Here is a 14,105-nt window from a genome sequence, read left to right as displayed (position 1 = left end):
AAAATGAAGAAATGGAAGAACTTATTTTTAATTTTAGCAGCAGTCAACGTCATCATACTTGCCGGGATTTTCATTCTCGTATTCATGCCCGGCGGTCAAAAGGAACCGTCGCGGCCGACTCCGAGCGAATACCAATTGAACGTGACGAGCACGAAAGAATCATTGGCCGCATTCATCAACACATATTTGGAGAAGGAGTCTTCGCCGGATCTTGACTATCAAATCGAAATCGACGATGAATTCCACATCGTCGGTGCGATCCGCGCCTTTTCCTCGACAGTCGATGCGAGGGTGTCCTTTCGGCCGACAGTGGAAAAAAACGGAGATGTGGTTCTTGACGTGACGAGATTTTCGATCGGCAAGTTAAATGTTCCGATATCGATGGTGCTGAACTACATGGATCAATTTTATGATCTTCCTGATTTTGTACACGTTCGTTCGGATGCTAAAGAAATTCAAGTCCGTCTGTCAGAGATGCCGCTTAAAAACGGAATGTATGTGAAAGCAAAAGACATTGATTTAGAAAAAGATCAAATCGAATTTGTTTATTATCAGCCTGCACAAACAGATTCATAGATCGTGCGGCGGGATTTACAGGGGTGAACATATGGAACGTATCTACACATATTTCAGCTTGCTGTCTATGTTGTTTTCACTGTACTTCGGCGGCCTGGCCGCCTTCAGTTTCATCGATGAAAACATGGACAAGATGTATTTGAACATCGGGTATTGTGCGTTGTTTTTAAGCATTATGATTTTTACCCTAGATGCGAAAAAACATAAAAAAACTGACCATCACAATCAATAATTGCCGGCAAAATCCTAAAACATGAGACCGTTTTAGGATTTTGTTGTCCATGCTTCAGCAGACTGTAAAAGAGACATCAGGTCTCTTTTTTTTCGCTATGAAGGGGGAGCTTTGGCAGGAAACGGCGCCGTTTTTATTGTGAGAGAAGGGGAGCCGTTGACGAAACCGAGGCCATACAAAGTTGTGGATTTCCCGGCGTGAAGCGTGATTTTCGGAACCTTCAGCAGGACCGCTGTTGAACCGGCGGCCTTTACCTCCATGTCGATTTTCTGTGAACGCACCTGGATGTACCGCGTGACCGTTTGAAAGGGGACACCTGAAAACAGGACAGGTCCGTTTTGCACTGCAAAGTCAAGAGCCGGAGAGTCCGGTGATAAATGAACGAAACGGATGCTGCGGCTTTCCGGATCAGCCGCAGGCCGGTCATACATTCCGACGGGAATGAGCTTTGCAGCTGTGCCTGTAACGGCAACCGTGCAGTACCCGCCGTGGATCAGGTGATACTGTACCGACAGCAAGGGACCGTGCGCCCTGCCTCTTTGAAAAACATCGATTTGAATACGGCCGGCAGGAAACCGGACATAAGAAGATAAATCTGTATAGGAGATGTTTTGAAAAACGGATATGCCGTTTATGAATACGTCGAGATTGTCGGTGTGAGGAGCAGCGTGGAGCAGTCTGATCATCGCTGCTTTTCCGCCGTTTCGAAAATAAAAGGGCGCCTCTACAGGCGGAAGATGGTAGCAGTTCCTCCGAAAACCCTCCGCCGTTTGCCGGGCATCATGATCTGTAGAGAACATTTTGTCACGCCCCTTTGCATGCTTTCTGACATTATATGAGGCTGAGAAGCGATCGGTCACATCGCGATCAAGACGACAGATGAAAAGGAGTAAACAATGAAAACGGATTTTACATACGGAAATGTGTTTAAACAGCTGGTCTTTTTTTCCGGCCCGATCATTTTAGCCAATCTTTTGCAGATTTCATTTCAATTCGTCGATAGCTTGTGGGTCGGAAATCTGCTCGGAGCAAAAGCACTCGGTGCTGCGGCCGTCTCGGGGACGGTTTTCTTTACGGTGCTGTCGTTCGTATTGGGCGTCAACAATGCGGCGCTGACGATTCTTGCGCAGCAGAAAGGAAAAAGGGATAAGAAGGGACTTGCTTCATATATCAACGCGTTTGTTGTTCTGATGACAGCGATGAGCGTATTGCTCGGGGTTATCGGCTATTTTTTCACAGAGCCTCTGCTCTCGCTTCTTCAAACGCCCGGAAATATGATGGATTTGGCTGCAAGCTATTTGAGCATTCATTTTATCGGGATTATATTTTTATTCGGCTATAATTTCATCAGTACAGTGTTAAGGGCGGTCGGCGACAGTCAAACACCTTTGCGTTTCGTCCTCTTGGCCGTCATCCTGAACCTGTTCATGGATCCGCTGTTTATCTCGGTATTCAACCTCGGAATTGCCGGAGCGGCCTATGCAACCGTCGTTTCCCAAGGGATTGCTTTCATTTACGGTGTGGTCTATACGGTGAGAAAGCGGCTTGTTCCATTTTCAAAGCCCGCGCTTCCGTCTCTGGAAGAGACGTCCGTCATTTTGAAGCTCGGAGTGCCTGCCGGCTTGCAAATGATGGTGATTTCAGGCGGCTCGATGGCGATTATGAGCGTTGTCAATTCATTTGGAGAACGTGTCGTGTCAGGGTTTGGCGCGGTACAGCGGCTTGACAGCCTGCTGATACTCCCGGCGATGGCCATCGGCACGGCTGTCAACAGTATGGCTGGCCAAACCGTCGGCAGCGGCGATATGGAGCGTACGAAAAAAATCGCTCACTACGGCGTCATTTATGTTCTGCTGTTTATGGCTGTCGTCAGCACCGCGATATTTCTGACAGGCTATCATGCGGTCAGGCTGTTTATTTCGGAAGCCGATTCAGCTGCATTCGGGGAAGAATATTTAAAAACGATTGCTTTTTTCTATCCGTTTATCGGGATTAACTTTGTGTTAAACGGTGTTGTAAGGGCAGCCGGCGCGATGTTTCAAATTTTGGTGCTGAATGTGATTTCTTTTTGGGTTTTGCGCTATCCGTTTACATACTTATTTTCAAAGTGGCTTGGAGATAACGGCATAGCGGTTGGCATTGGAATGAGCTTTATGCTGAGCAGCCTGACCGCGTTTTTATATTACCGCTACGGGAAGTGGAAGCACCTCGTTTTATTTGAAAAATGAAAGAACAAGCTCCTGCGGCAAGCCCCGGAAGCGATTCCCGCCGGGCATCTGAAGCAAAGAAACAAAAATGCTGTTAACGTCTTAATAATTGACGATATATACAATATAAAATGAGTTTGGTGTTGGGGGCTTGTCATGTTTTTAATCGATTTATTTTTGAATTTGTGCATTTTAATTACTTCACTCTTTATCTACACTCAGCTAAAGTGGAATATTTTTTCCCGAAAAGCTACAAACAAACAACTTAATTGGATTGACGGCGTCATGGGAGGATTGCTCGGGAATGTGCTCATGTTCTTTTCGATCCAGGCAACCGATGAAACGATCGTTGATTTGCGTTATGTGCCCGTTATGATTTTGTTTCTATTTACGGGCGTCTTTCCGGCCTTTATTTGTTCTCTACTGATTATAGGAGGAAGATTTGTTTACGGGGGGAATATATCTTCGATTGCAGCGCTTACAGGAATGATCGCTATATTCATAGGATATTATCTCATCCTCAGGGTCATGGATAAAGACGCTGACACTTATCGAAAGACATTTGCTTTGGTTATTTTTGCTAATGTGGCGATTTCAATTGTGATCTTGATGCTCCTCCATGATTTCCATTTAGTGAAAATTTTAATGATATGGTTCTGGATTTTATCTACTATCGGCGGATTTACATCAGTATATGTCGTCTCATATTTAAAAAAATCTCATTTTCTGTTGAAAAAGTATGAAGAGGAATCGTCGCTTGATTATTTAACGGGATTGAATAATGTCCGCCATTTTGATGCGATATGGAATGCTCATATTTCAAACGCAAGGGAGAAGAACGAGAAACTGTCTTTGCTTATGATCGATATCGATTATTTCAAAAGGATTAATGATACATACGGACATTCAAATGGAGACGTGATTTTAAAAGAACTGGGAACGATTTTAAAAAAGTCAACACGTGCGGAAGATATCGTATCAAGAAACGGCGGAGAAGAGTTTTCGGTCATATTGCCGAACAGTTCTCATTCGCAGGCTGCAGAGATTGCTGAAAGGATACGCAAGGAAGTGGAGACACACACTTTTTCAATTTCTCATTCTAAAAAGATTCATATTACCGTTTCGATTGGGGTTGCGGCATTTCCGGAGGTCATTCGCAGTACGGACGAGTTGATTGAAAAAGCCGACCAATGTTTGTACAGGGCTAAACACCTTGGGAGAAACCGGGTGTGCGCCTCCGTTTGAATTCACGTTAAGCTGCACGAAAAAGGATAGATGAAACGATGTCCATCTATCCTGTCTTTGTTATGTTCGTTTATCGAATTCCGCAAGTTTGATAAAAGTCTTTTCGTCTTCAATTAATCCGCACGCGCCGCACTGCACTTTTATGGCGGGACCGCTGTAGGGCAGGTGAAATGGAGAAAGCTCGTCATCTGAATACGTTTCCATGATCTCCCCTGTTGCCGGATCAATCTTAACGGATGTCGGGGACTGTTCGATTAAGTTGAACCGTGTTCGGTTTGTTTTGCAGTTTGGACAAAGATAAGGAGCTGTCATATGTCAATACACCTCTTTTTTAATTAAGGTGCACAGATTCGGGCCAATTTATGAAAACCCGATTAGCGCTGTTCCCGTTTTTTGTCCAATTTGCTGAACAGTTCAATCAGCGTTTTCAGCTCTTCATCACTGAAGCTGCTGAACCGCTTGAAATAATATTCCGTTTTCTTTTCTTCAAAATATCTGATAATTTCTTTTCCCGCGTCTGTCAGATGGATTTTGATGATCCGTCTGTCTTCTTTTGACCGGACTCTCGTGATCCATCCTTTTTCAACCAACGCATCGGTTACAGCTGTGATATGGCTCGCAGAAACGCCTAAAATCGTTGCAAACTCCGTGACTTTCTTCGGACCTTGCTCACTCAGCAGGCGGAGAATCATGAATTCATTGCGGGACATCTCTTTTTCGAGCAGCTCATTTATCTCATCACGTATCTGTTTAAATACTGTGCGAAGCAGTGCTTCCATATCATACATCATTTGTTCTCTAACTTTCAAAATTTCGCCCCTCCATATAAGTAGCAAATTTCAGCTTTTTTTAAAAAGGAATGACCGAATCAGCATGAATATTATTTTTCATGAACATGATATCACTATGATACCATAATTTTCGTTTTTCAAGTGTATGTTTCAGAAGATTTTTAGTTCATTTGACCATCAATTGAACAACGGTCCATGACAATGATAGATGAATACTGCTGTTTCTTAGAATATAGTGATGGCAATGACATATTATTGTCATTTTTTCTTTTTAGGCAGCGGCTGATTTTGCGATGAGCGGGAGAGGGCTTAAAAATGAGCATGCTGTGATATAATGGTTCCCAACAAATGTTGAAAAGAAGGAGGCAGAACAGATGGCTGAAAAACGAGAACTCGCCACATTTGCCGGAGGCTGCTTTTGGTGTATGGTCAAGCCTTTTGACGAACAGCCGGGCATTATAAAAGTCGAATCCGGCTATACCGGCGGCCATACGGAAAATCCGACCTATGAAGAGGTTTGCAGCAATACAACGGGACATAGGGAAGCGGTGCAAATCACGTTTGATCCCGATGTCTTTCCATACGAAAAACTGCTGGAACTCTACTGGCAGCAAATCGATCCTACTGACAGCGGAGGACAATTCGCAGACCGCGGCGAGTCTTACCGGACAGCGATTTTTTTCCATAATAACAAGCAGCGGAAACTCGCTGAGGAATCGAAGAAAAAGCTTGAAGAAAGCGGCATCTTTAAAGATCCAATCGCGACCGACATTCTGGAAGCCGCGCCATTTTATCCGGCTGAAGAATATCATCAGGATTATCATAAAAAGCATCCTGATCGCTACACACAGTATCGGATCGGAAGCGGAAGAGAAGGATTTATACAACAGCATTGGGGGCGTAAGCATGGCGAACAATAAAGAAGAACGGCTGAAGCAGCTGACCCGGATGCAGTATGAAGTGACGCAGAAAAACGGGACGGAGCCTCCATTCCAAAACGAATACTGGGATCTGCACGAAGACGGAATCTATGTCGATATCGTGTCGGGAAAACCGCTGTTTTCATCGCTTGACAAATTTGACGCACACTGCGGCTGGCCAAGCTTCACAAAACCGGTCGATACCGGGGAGATCGAAGAAAAACTTGACACTTCACACGGCATGGTTCGGACTGAGGTGAGAAGCAAGTCTGCCGATTCCCATCTTGGACACGTGTTCCCGGACGGCCCCGGACCGGACGGCCTGCGTTATTGCATCAATTCAGCAGCCCTCCGTTTCGTGCCGAAGGATGACCTTGAGAAAGAAGGGTACGGCGAATATGCCAAGCTGTTTGAAGGGGAAAAATAGATCTTAAAGGCACTCGTCGTGTACCTTGGTATGATAAATAACCAATGGTTTGCCCTCTTTGCTCTCACAAAGCAGAGAGGGCTTTTTCATCTCCGAATTTGGAATTGAATACTCCGAGCTAGAAAGTCGAGTAGTTTCTATTGCTAAAGTAAAGCGGCATCAGACTGCCGTGAGGATACCCAGCATACAGAAAAATCTGTTAACATCCCACGAAATACAAACGAAGAAAGCTGAGAAAAACGGCATGTTCAGATGACTTTTTTCAAAAGGGCCATCTTTTTTAGAGGATTTTCTGCTCTGAAAGCGAAAAACAATATAATAGAACATCATGAGAAAAGAGGCAGCCGTTGTGACATCCATTTCAAACACAGAAGACCGTTATTTAATGCTGACATGCAGCAAAAAAGTTGAGTCGCATTATCATATATACACAGATGACCAGATCCCGCAAATGTTTTCATCTCATTTTCTGCAGCTGCAGGACGAATTTCCGCTGACAGAGCTGTACTCCCTGCTCGTTGGGGTACCCGATATTTTAAACCGAAATTATATTCATGTGAAAAGCTCTTTTAACCGCGATCTCCCTTCCACAATGAAAAAGTCGCTCTTTGATCTTGGATACATTCTTGATGAAGAATTGTTTTATTCGATCCGGCTTGCAGATTGGAAAGGAGTTTCCCCTGTGCGGACAGAATGGGGGACGAAGAAATCTCTCATTGACGGCTGCCGCATCATGCAGGCTTATGATTCGTTGTCGATCAATGAAGCGTTTGCGAAGGAAAAGCTGCTGCGCAAGTATCGTTTTTACGAGGAAGGCATCATCCAGCTGTGTGTCTGCTACTCGGAAGAAGGAGAACCGATTGGATGTGCCGAGCTTTATCTCGATCAGGACGAAAACGTTGCTAAAATCGAGGAAGTCGCCATTTTGGAGCCTTATCAGCGGAAAGGCTATGGATCGGGCCTTATCAAGCAGATGCTCGTCGCTGCCAAACAATCGAGCATGGAATCGTGCTATCTTGTGACTTCGGGAAGCGATCAGGTGAAAACGTTTTATGAAAAGCTGGGTTTTCAGCAGAAGGGAAAGCTTACGACGATATTTAAATATTTGTTCGAATAAAGTAGGCAGGTGCACATACCAATTGGGACTTGGCCTGCATAGGCTGGGGTGTAGACTTTATACGAAAGGATGATAAGCCTGTGCATTACTCCCATTATTGCTGTCCTACTGGAGGATACGGCTACGGGTTTCACGGCAGAAACACATTTGTGCTCATCGTTGTCCTCTTTATTTTGCTCATCATTGTCGGTGCGGCTTTCATTTGCTAGCTAAAAGCCCAACGCCCGGTCGCTTGACATGCTCACAAAGCCTTCCATCCGGAAGGTTTTTTGTTTTTGTTGTAAAATTTTACATATATATGTAATATAATCATGAGGTGAAAATATCGGACAAACGGGGGAGAAACTTTGAAATATGCTTGGGTCATTAAAGGGGACTTTTTCAGACTGTGGTCTGGAACGTTTTTATCGCTCTTTAGTTCGGTTCTTTTCTATTATTCATTGGTATGGTGGTCTTTAGCTGAAACCGGAAGCGCCCTTTCGGGAAGCGTCGTGATCGGCATCGGGCTGACTGTCTCGATTTTGATATCGCCGTTTACAGGCTGGCTGTCCGACAGGTTTCACAGGGGGAAATTGATTGCGGCTTCAGATATGATCATTTCAACTGTATTTTTAATAATCGGATTTTTGGCGCTGTCAGGCATGAGTTCAGTTATGTTACTGGCGGTTGCAAGGGTGATTGTATCGGCATGTTTGACCGCAATCGAACCTGCTGCAAGATCGCTCTTGCCGGATACACTGAGGAAAGAACAAATTGAAAAAGGAATCGCATTTCAAGAAGTGATCACACAGCTTATCCAAGTGATCGTTCCGCTTGTCACAGGGGTTCTGTTTTCCTTTCTGCATTTCGGCTGGTTATGGGTGCTGTGCGGAAGCCTCTCCTTCCTATCCATCTTTTTGGAGTGGAGAATCAAAGATAAAAGGGGCAGCCAAAAGCGTATTCCTTTTACAAACAAACAATTGTTCAGCGGTTTTACAAGCTTGCTTCAAAATAAGCCGCTCAAGTATTTGTTGTATGGGACGAGCATACAGCAGCTTGTATTCAGCGGTTTTCCAATATATATCGTCATTTGGACCTCGCTATTATTAAAAGATCAGGCTTGGCTGGGCGGCGCTTTTCAATCATTTTGGGCGTGCGGGACGCTGTCTGCGGCGCTTTTCTTGTCTTTTATCGCAAAACCGGAGCACGCAAAAGCTGCTGTGCCCGCTTTAATGCTGATTTTCGGCCTGCTTTTGTCGCCTCTAGGCTGGATTAATCATGTCGTGCTCGGCGCCGCGATTTTGATCGTCATCGGAATGATCAGCGGCGTAGTCAACATCTATATTGAAGGTTACTTGCAAAGGGTAACGGAAGGTGAAAACAGAGGCAGATCGCTGGGCGCTTTTTTTGCGGTCAACAGCGCTTTTATGCCGCTCGGCTATGCGGCCGCGGGAATGTTGTCGGATGCTGTCAGTCCCGAATATTTATTCCTCATCGTCGCACTGCCCGCGCCGTTTGCTGCGTTTTCGATGATGAGATCATTTTATTTATGGGAAAAACAGACGAAGGAAACCGTTGCTTTGCAGGACAAAACGTCAATGTGAATAAGCGCGCTTGGAAAAATAAAAGGACATGTCCTTTTATTTTTTTGTTTACACTAACGGCGATCGCTCCGAAATCAACCATTTCACTTGAAAAGAGAATGCCGCCTTTTCCCCATTCATATAATGTAAAGAAAAACCTCTCATTGGGGAAGGGGGGATGTTTTCATGTCATTTTTGCTTAAGCCTGATTTGCACGCAAGCTATCCGGTCGTTCAGTATGCAAAAGGAAGCTGGATTGTCGACAATTCCGGAAAACGGTACCTTGACGGCTGTTCGGGGGCTGTTACCTGCAATCTCGGGCACGGTGTACAAGAAGTGATTGATTCTCTCAAAGAGCAGCTTGATTCCGTTTCATTTGTCTACCGTTCACAGTTTACGAGTGAACCGGCTGAACAGCTTGCCGAACTCCTTGCTGAATGGCTGCCGGGTGATCTGAATTGGTCTTTTTTTGTCAACAGCGGGTCGGAAGCTGTTGAAACCGCCATGAAAATCGCCGTTCAATACTGGCAGGAAAAAGGACAAAACGACAAAACGATTTTCCTTTCAAGATGGAACAGCTATCACGGAATTACAAACGGGGCCCTGTCGCTGTCGGGATTTTATGAGCGCCGCTACAGGTTTACGCACATGCTGCACAAGTATCCCGCCGCTTCTGCGCCAAACTGCTACAGATGCCGGCTTTCTCATCCCGACTGCCAGGAAGCGTGCGTGAAAGAAATCGAGCTCGCCATTAAAAGGATCGGCAAGCAGTTTATCGCGGGCTTCGTGGCCGAACCCGTCATCGGGGCTGCTGGAGCAGCCATAACAGCGCCCGATGGTTATTACAAAAAAGTAAAAAAGATTTGCGAAGAAAATGAAATTCTTTTTATTGCGGATGAAGTCATGAGTGGGATGGGAAGAACCGGCCGGTTGCTGGCGATTGAACATTGGGGTGTGACCCCGGATATTGCCGTACTCGGCAAGGGGATGAGCGCAGGGTATTCACCGATTGCCGCAGCTGTCATATCCGATGACATCATGGAAACGGTCAAAAACGGCTCAGGAGTCATCATGAGCGGACATACGTACAGCGCAAACCCTTTTTCAGCCCGTGCGGCGCTCGCTGTTCTCCGCTACATTCTGAAGCACGATCTTGTCAAACAAGCCAGGGTAAAAGGGGAAAAGCTGAAAAAGATGCTGAAAGAAGTCATGAAACAGTCGAGCATCATTGGCGACGTTCGGGGCAAGGGGCTTCTTATCGGGATTGAATTTGTCGCCGATCGAAAAAGCAAAAAGACATTTCCTTCATCAATGCCGGTGTCGGCTCTCGTCATTTCCGAAGCGAAAAAAAGAGGCCTGCTTCTTTATCCGTCCCAGGCGGGCATTGACGGCGGCGGGGGAGATGCGGTCATCATTGCGCCGCCCCTTACGATATCGGATCAAGAGCTGGAAGAACTTATTCATATATTTAAACATGCCGTACACGAGATTGAAAAACAAGCAGAAAAGGTGATACGCGAAAGATGACGGTCCTGAACAAACGAATTGCTGTTGAAGATGCGATTGCCGATTTGAAAGACGAAGCGACCGTCATGTTTGGCGGATTTGGGGGAGTCGGTTCACCGCCTTCTTTCATCAGTGCGATTTTGAAAAAAGGCGTAAAAAATTTAACGGTCATATGCAATGACGCAGGCTTTCCCGGCATCGGCATCGGGCCATTAATCGTCAATAACCGCGTAAGGCGGCTGATCGCTTCCCATATCGGATCAAATCCCGTTGCGGGAAAACAAATGACTGACGGTTTTCTCGCCGTTGAATTTTCACCGCAAGGGACGCTCGCGGAAAGAATCCGTGCGGGCGGCACAGGTCTTGGCGGCATTTTGACCGATATTGGGATCGATAATGACATGGTGCGTCAAGGAAAGAAGATCGTTTCTTTGAATGGTCGTGCATACCTTGCCGAAGAAGCGCTGAGTGCGGAATACGCTTTTATTTATGGGAAAACCGCCGATGAATTCGGCAATATCATCTACGACAAAACGGCGCGTAACATGAACCCGCTTATGGCGATGGCTGCTGATCGGACATTTGCCGAAGTGGAGCGGATCGTTCCCCTGGGAGAGCTGGATGAAGAAGAAATTGTAACACCCGGTGTTTTTGTCGAAGGTGTCGCTGAAACGGAAGGGGTGAACTGGAAATGGGTTTGGGAGTCATAGAGCGGGAGAGAATTGCAAAACGGGCGGCCCGCGAAATCAAAAGCGGAATGATTGTCAATCTGGGCATCGGCATTCCGTCTTTAGTTCCCAATTTTCTAGATCCGGGCACTTCCGTTATGATCCAATCTGAAAACGGGCTTCTCGGCATCGGCGAGTCGCCTGAAAAAGGAAGGGAAGATGAGAATCTTTGCAATGCGGCAGGCTGGCCTGTCACCGTAGTAAAAGGCGCTTCTTATTTTGATTCGGCTCTGTCGTTCGGCATGATCAGAAAGGGCGCGATTGATGTCACGATTCTTGGTTCTCTGCAGGTCAGCCAGTCAGGCGATCTGGCCAACTGGATCGTCCCTGGCAAAAAGGTTCCTGGAATGGGAGGGGCGATGGAGCTTGCCCAAAAGGCGAAAAAAGTCATTGTCGTGATGAGCCATACCGATAAAAACGGCGCACCCAAACTTGTCGCGGACTGCACTCTGCCACTGACTGCAAAAGGCTGCGTTGACATGGTGATTACAGAAAAAGCCGTGATCACCATTGACAGCGGCGGCTTTGTATTAAAAGAGCTGATGAATGAAGAGGATCTTGATGATGTGCTGCGGCTGACGGATGGAAAGGTCCGGATCGAACTGCCGCTTTCGTAAGAGGAGGAATTGGATGGAGAACATAGAGAGAAAGGTGTGCGATTGGATCGATTCGCACGAGAAAAAAGCGGTTCGCCTTTTGAAAAAACTCGTCGGAGAAAAAAGCACAATGGGCAGTGAATTTACCGCCCAAGCTGTCGTCCTGGAGAAACTGAGGCAATTCGAAGCTGAAATCGATGTCTGGGAGCCGAGCATGAAGCAATTGGAACAGCACCCGCTGTTTAAATCAGACAGAACAAGCTTTAAAGAAAGCCCGAATATTACGGCTGTCAAAAGAGGAAAGGGCGGCGGGAAATCGCTGATCTTAAACGGACACATCGATGTCGTGCCTGAAGGAAACAGAAAAGACTGGGAGACGGAGCCTTTTCAGCCGGTCATGAAGCAAGGACGGATATACGGCCGGGGCACAACTGACATGAAAGGCGGCAATACGGCTCTTTTAATGGCGATGGAAGCGCTGGAGCAATGCGGGGTTCAATTAAAAGGAGACCTGATTTTTCAAAGTGTCGTAGACGAGGAGTGTGGCGGAGCCGGGACGCTGGCGGCCGTCATGAGGGGCTACAAGGCGGACGGCGCTTTGATTCCCGAGCCGACAAATATGAAAATGTTTATTAAGCAGCAGGGGTCGATGTGGTTCAGAATCACGGTCAAAGGGCTTTCTGCACACGGCGGCACAAGATATGAAGGTGTCAGCGCCGTTGAAAAAAGCATGCTTGTCATCCAGTCGCTTCGCCAGCTTGAACAGGTCAGGAATAAGAGAATAACAGATTCTTTGTATGACAATATCCCGATTCCGGTTCCGATTAACATCGGCACGATCAAAGGAGGCGCATGGCCTTCATCGGTCGCTGACACGGTGACACTGGAAGGAAGGTGCGGAATCGCTCCGAACGAATCTCCTGAAGCCGTCCAGTCCGAGTTTGAAAACTGGCTCAATGATCTTCAATACCATGATGAATGGTTTAAACACTACCCTGTTGACATAGAATGGTTCGGCGCCATGTGGCTCCCGAACGATTTGGCTGAAGACCATGAACTGACGAAAGTGCTGAAATCCGCCTATCAAACCATCACGGCAAACGATCCCCTAATCGAAGCTTCCCCGTGGGCGACAGACGGCGGAATATTGTCGCACGCCGGAGGCACCCCTGTCATCGTCTTCGGACCGGGAGAGACGAAAATGGCCCACCAGGCAAATGAATACATTGAAAAAGACGCCCTGATTCAGTCAGCCAAAATCATCAGCCTGTTTATTATGAATTGGTGTGATTATGAACGGTGAAAAGATCAGCTGTTTTGGAGGTTAAATATGGTGGAAAAATGGAGTAATGACAGCTGTACGCTTGAAGCGGATGTCGACTTGTTCAGTAAAAGAATCAGAATCATCAATTATGAAGGCGATGTGTGTTCATTTTTCCCCGCCATATTGAAAGAAGCAAAAAAACACGGCATAGGGAAAATGATCGTTTTCACCAAAACGAATGACAGAAACGCTTTGCTTGAGCGGACGTTTGAACAGGAAGGGAAAATTGACGGATACTTTAACGGGCATGATGCTGACGTGTTCGTAAAATATGTGAAAGAAGACAGGCGAAAAACCGCTGACTGGTTTGCGCAGGATCAAATGCTGACAGAGCTGTTCAGCACTCCCCGCATCGCGGAGGCCCAAAACGCTTCCTTTCAAATCAGGAGGGCCGCCTCCAGTGATGCGCCTGGTCTCGCCGATCTCTACAACTGCGTCTTTCCTGTATACCCCGCGCCTGTTTCAGATCCGGCATATCTTAAGGAAGCGATGGGGAAAGGGGCCGTTTACTACCTCGCTTTTGACGGGGAAAAAGTGATTGCATCAGCAGGTGCAGACGTGAATCCCGTTTTGGGGAATGCGGAAATAACAGACTGCGCCGTCCTGCCGGAATACAGGGGCTTTTCATTGACGAGGCGGCTGATTGCCGCACTCGAAACCGATTTGAAACAAGCGGGTATCTTTTACGTTTATTCAATCGCAAGAGCAGCTTCTTTCGGGATGAACGCCAGTCTTTATCATTTATCATACTCATATAGGGGCCGGCTTTTGAACAACTGCCTCATTTATAAAACCATCGAGAACATGAACATCTGGTGCAAAAATTTAAGCCGGTCTTAAAAAGCGGTCTTCCGCGGGTTTTATATTTGAAGAG

Annotated in this window: 17 protein-coding genes; 14 read left to right on the top strand and 3 right to left on the bottom strand. The window is 46.4% G+C overall.

Annotated features, from left to right (window positions below):
• Window positions 1-3: 3 nt before the first annotated feature.
• Window positions 4-576, top strand: a complete 573-nt coding sequence (locus CP943_RS11990) for a YpmS family protein (protein ID WP_020451869.1) — start codon at window positions 4-6, stop codon at window positions 574-576.
• Between the two features lie 31 nt (window positions 577-607).
• The gene (ypmT, locus tag CP943_RS11985; protein ID WP_020451868.1) at window positions 608-808 is read left to right on the top strand and encodes a protein YpmT; all 201 of its coding nucleotides are present in this window, start codon (window positions 608-610) and stop codon (window positions 806-808) included.
• A gap of 95 nt (window positions 809-903) precedes the next feature.
• Here the strand turns inward: ypmT and CP943_RS11980 are convergent, their stop codons facing one another.
• Window positions 904-1,608 (bottom strand): DUF4397 domain-containing protein, encoded by a 705-nt coding sequence (locus CP943_RS11980; protein ID WP_105981028.1) that lies wholly within the window; start codon window positions 1,606-1,608, stop codon window positions 904-906.
• A 96-nt stretch (window positions 1,609-1,704) separates the two neighbouring features.
• Between CP943_RS11980 and CP943_RS11975 the strand changes: the two genes are divergently transcribed.
• Window positions 1,705-3,036 (top strand): MATE family efflux transporter, encoded by a 1,332-nt coding sequence (locus tag CP943_RS11975; protein ID WP_105981027.1) that lies wholly within the window; start codon window positions 1,705-1,707, stop codon window positions 3,034-3,036.
• 135 nt (window positions 3,037-3,171) lie between these two features.
• The gene (locus CP943_RS11970; protein ID WP_105981026.1) at window positions 3,172-4,260 is read left to right on the top strand and encodes a GGDEF domain-containing protein; all 1,089 of its coding nucleotides are present in this window, start codon (window positions 3,172-3,174) and stop codon (window positions 4,258-4,260) included.
• A gap of 60 nt (window positions 4,261-4,320) precedes the next feature.
• Here the strand turns inward: CP943_RS11970 and CP943_RS11965 are convergent, their stop codons facing one another.
• Together CP943_RS11965 and CP943_RS11960 are read right to left on the bottom strand one after the other, a co-directional pair.
• Entirely contained in the window at window positions 4,321-4,572 is a 252-nt protein-coding gene (locus tag CP943_RS11965; protein ID WP_020451864.1) for a hypothetical protein, read from the bottom strand.
• Window positions 4,573-4,634: 62 nt separating this feature from the next.
• A complete protein-coding gene (locus tag CP943_RS11960; protein ID WP_020451863.1) occupies window positions 4,635-5,069 on the bottom strand; it encodes a MarR family transcriptional regulator in 435 nt (144 codons plus the stop codon).
• A 356-nt stretch (window positions 5,070-5,425) separates the two neighbouring features.
• Here CP943_RS11960 and msrA point away from each other — a divergent pair, with 356 nt between their 5' ends.
• The 10 genes from msrA to ablB all read left to right on the top strand — a co-directional run bounded on the left by msrA (window position 5,426) and on the right by ablB (window position 14,071).
• Entirely contained in the window at window positions 5,426-5,971 is a 546-nt protein-coding gene (msrA, locus tag CP943_RS11955) for a peptide-methionine (S)-S-oxide reductase MsrA (protein WP_075213126.1), read from the top strand.
• Window positions 5,958-6,398, top strand: coding sequence for a peptide-methionine (R)-S-oxide reductase MsrB (gene msrB / locus CP943_RS11950; RefSeq protein ID WP_020451861.1), 441 nt, complete (start codon window positions 5,958-5,960; stop codon window positions 6,396-6,398). The genes msrA and msrB overlap by 14 nt, the downstream gene beginning before the upstream one ends.
• A gap of 349 nt (window positions 6,399-6,747) precedes the next feature.
• A complete protein-coding gene (locus CP943_RS11945) occupies window positions 6,748-7,515 on the top strand; it encodes a GNAT family N-acetyltransferase (protein WP_095291666.1) in 768 nt (255 codons plus the stop codon).
• A gap of 80 nt (window positions 7,516-7,595) precedes the next feature.
• Entirely contained in the window at window positions 7,596-7,724 is a 129-nt protein-coding gene (locus tag CP943_RS11940; protein ID WP_003182774.1) for a YjcZ family sporulation protein, read from the top strand.
• A gap of 138 nt (window positions 7,725-7,862) precedes the next feature.
• Complete coding sequence (locus CP943_RS11935; RefSeq protein ID WP_020451857.1) at window positions 7,863-9,098, top strand: MFS transporter; 1,236 nt, start codon at window positions 7,863-7,865, stop codon at window positions 9,096-9,098.
• Window positions 9,099-9,263: 165 nt separating this feature from the next.
• Window positions 9,264-10,604: an aspartate aminotransferase family protein gene (locus CP943_RS11930; RefSeq protein WP_043054353.1), complete on the top strand. Its 1,341-nt coding sequence runs from the start codon at window positions 9,264-9,266 to the stop codon at window positions 10,602-10,604.
• A complete protein-coding gene (locus CP943_RS11925; RefSeq protein WP_020451855.1) occupies window positions 10,601-11,293 on the top strand; it encodes a CoA transferase subunit A in 693 nt (230 codons plus the stop codon). The genes CP943_RS11930 and CP943_RS11925 overlap by 4 nt, the downstream gene beginning before the upstream one ends.
• Window positions 11,275-11,928 carry a 3-oxoacid CoA-transferase subunit B gene (locus CP943_RS11920; protein WP_020451854.1) on the top strand — a complete coding sequence of 218 codons (654 nt, stop codon included), beginning with the start codon at window positions 11,275-11,277 and terminating at the stop codon, window positions 11,926-11,928. The genes CP943_RS11925 and CP943_RS11920 overlap by 19 nt, the downstream gene beginning before the upstream one ends.
• 13 nt (window positions 11,929-11,941) lie before the next feature.
• Complete coding sequence (locus CP943_RS11915) at window positions 11,942-13,210, top strand: peptidase (protein ID WP_043054352.1); 1,269 nt, start codon at window positions 11,942-11,944, stop codon at window positions 13,208-13,210.
• Between the two features lie 27 nt (window positions 13,211-13,237).
• Complete coding sequence (gene ablB, locus CP943_RS11910; protein ID WP_043054351.1) at window positions 13,238-14,071, top strand: putative beta-lysine N-acetyltransferase; 834 nt, start codon at window positions 13,238-13,240, stop codon at window positions 14,069-14,071.
• Window positions 14,072-14,105: the final 34 nt, after the last annotated feature.

It is taken from the genome of Bacillus paralicheniformis (genome assembly GCF_002993925.1).
Taxonomy (GTDB): Bacteria; Bacillota; Bacilli; order Bacillales; family Bacillaceae; genus Bacillus; species Bacillus paralicheniformis.
This window is presented reverse-complemented; position numbering and strand designations above follow the sequence as displayed.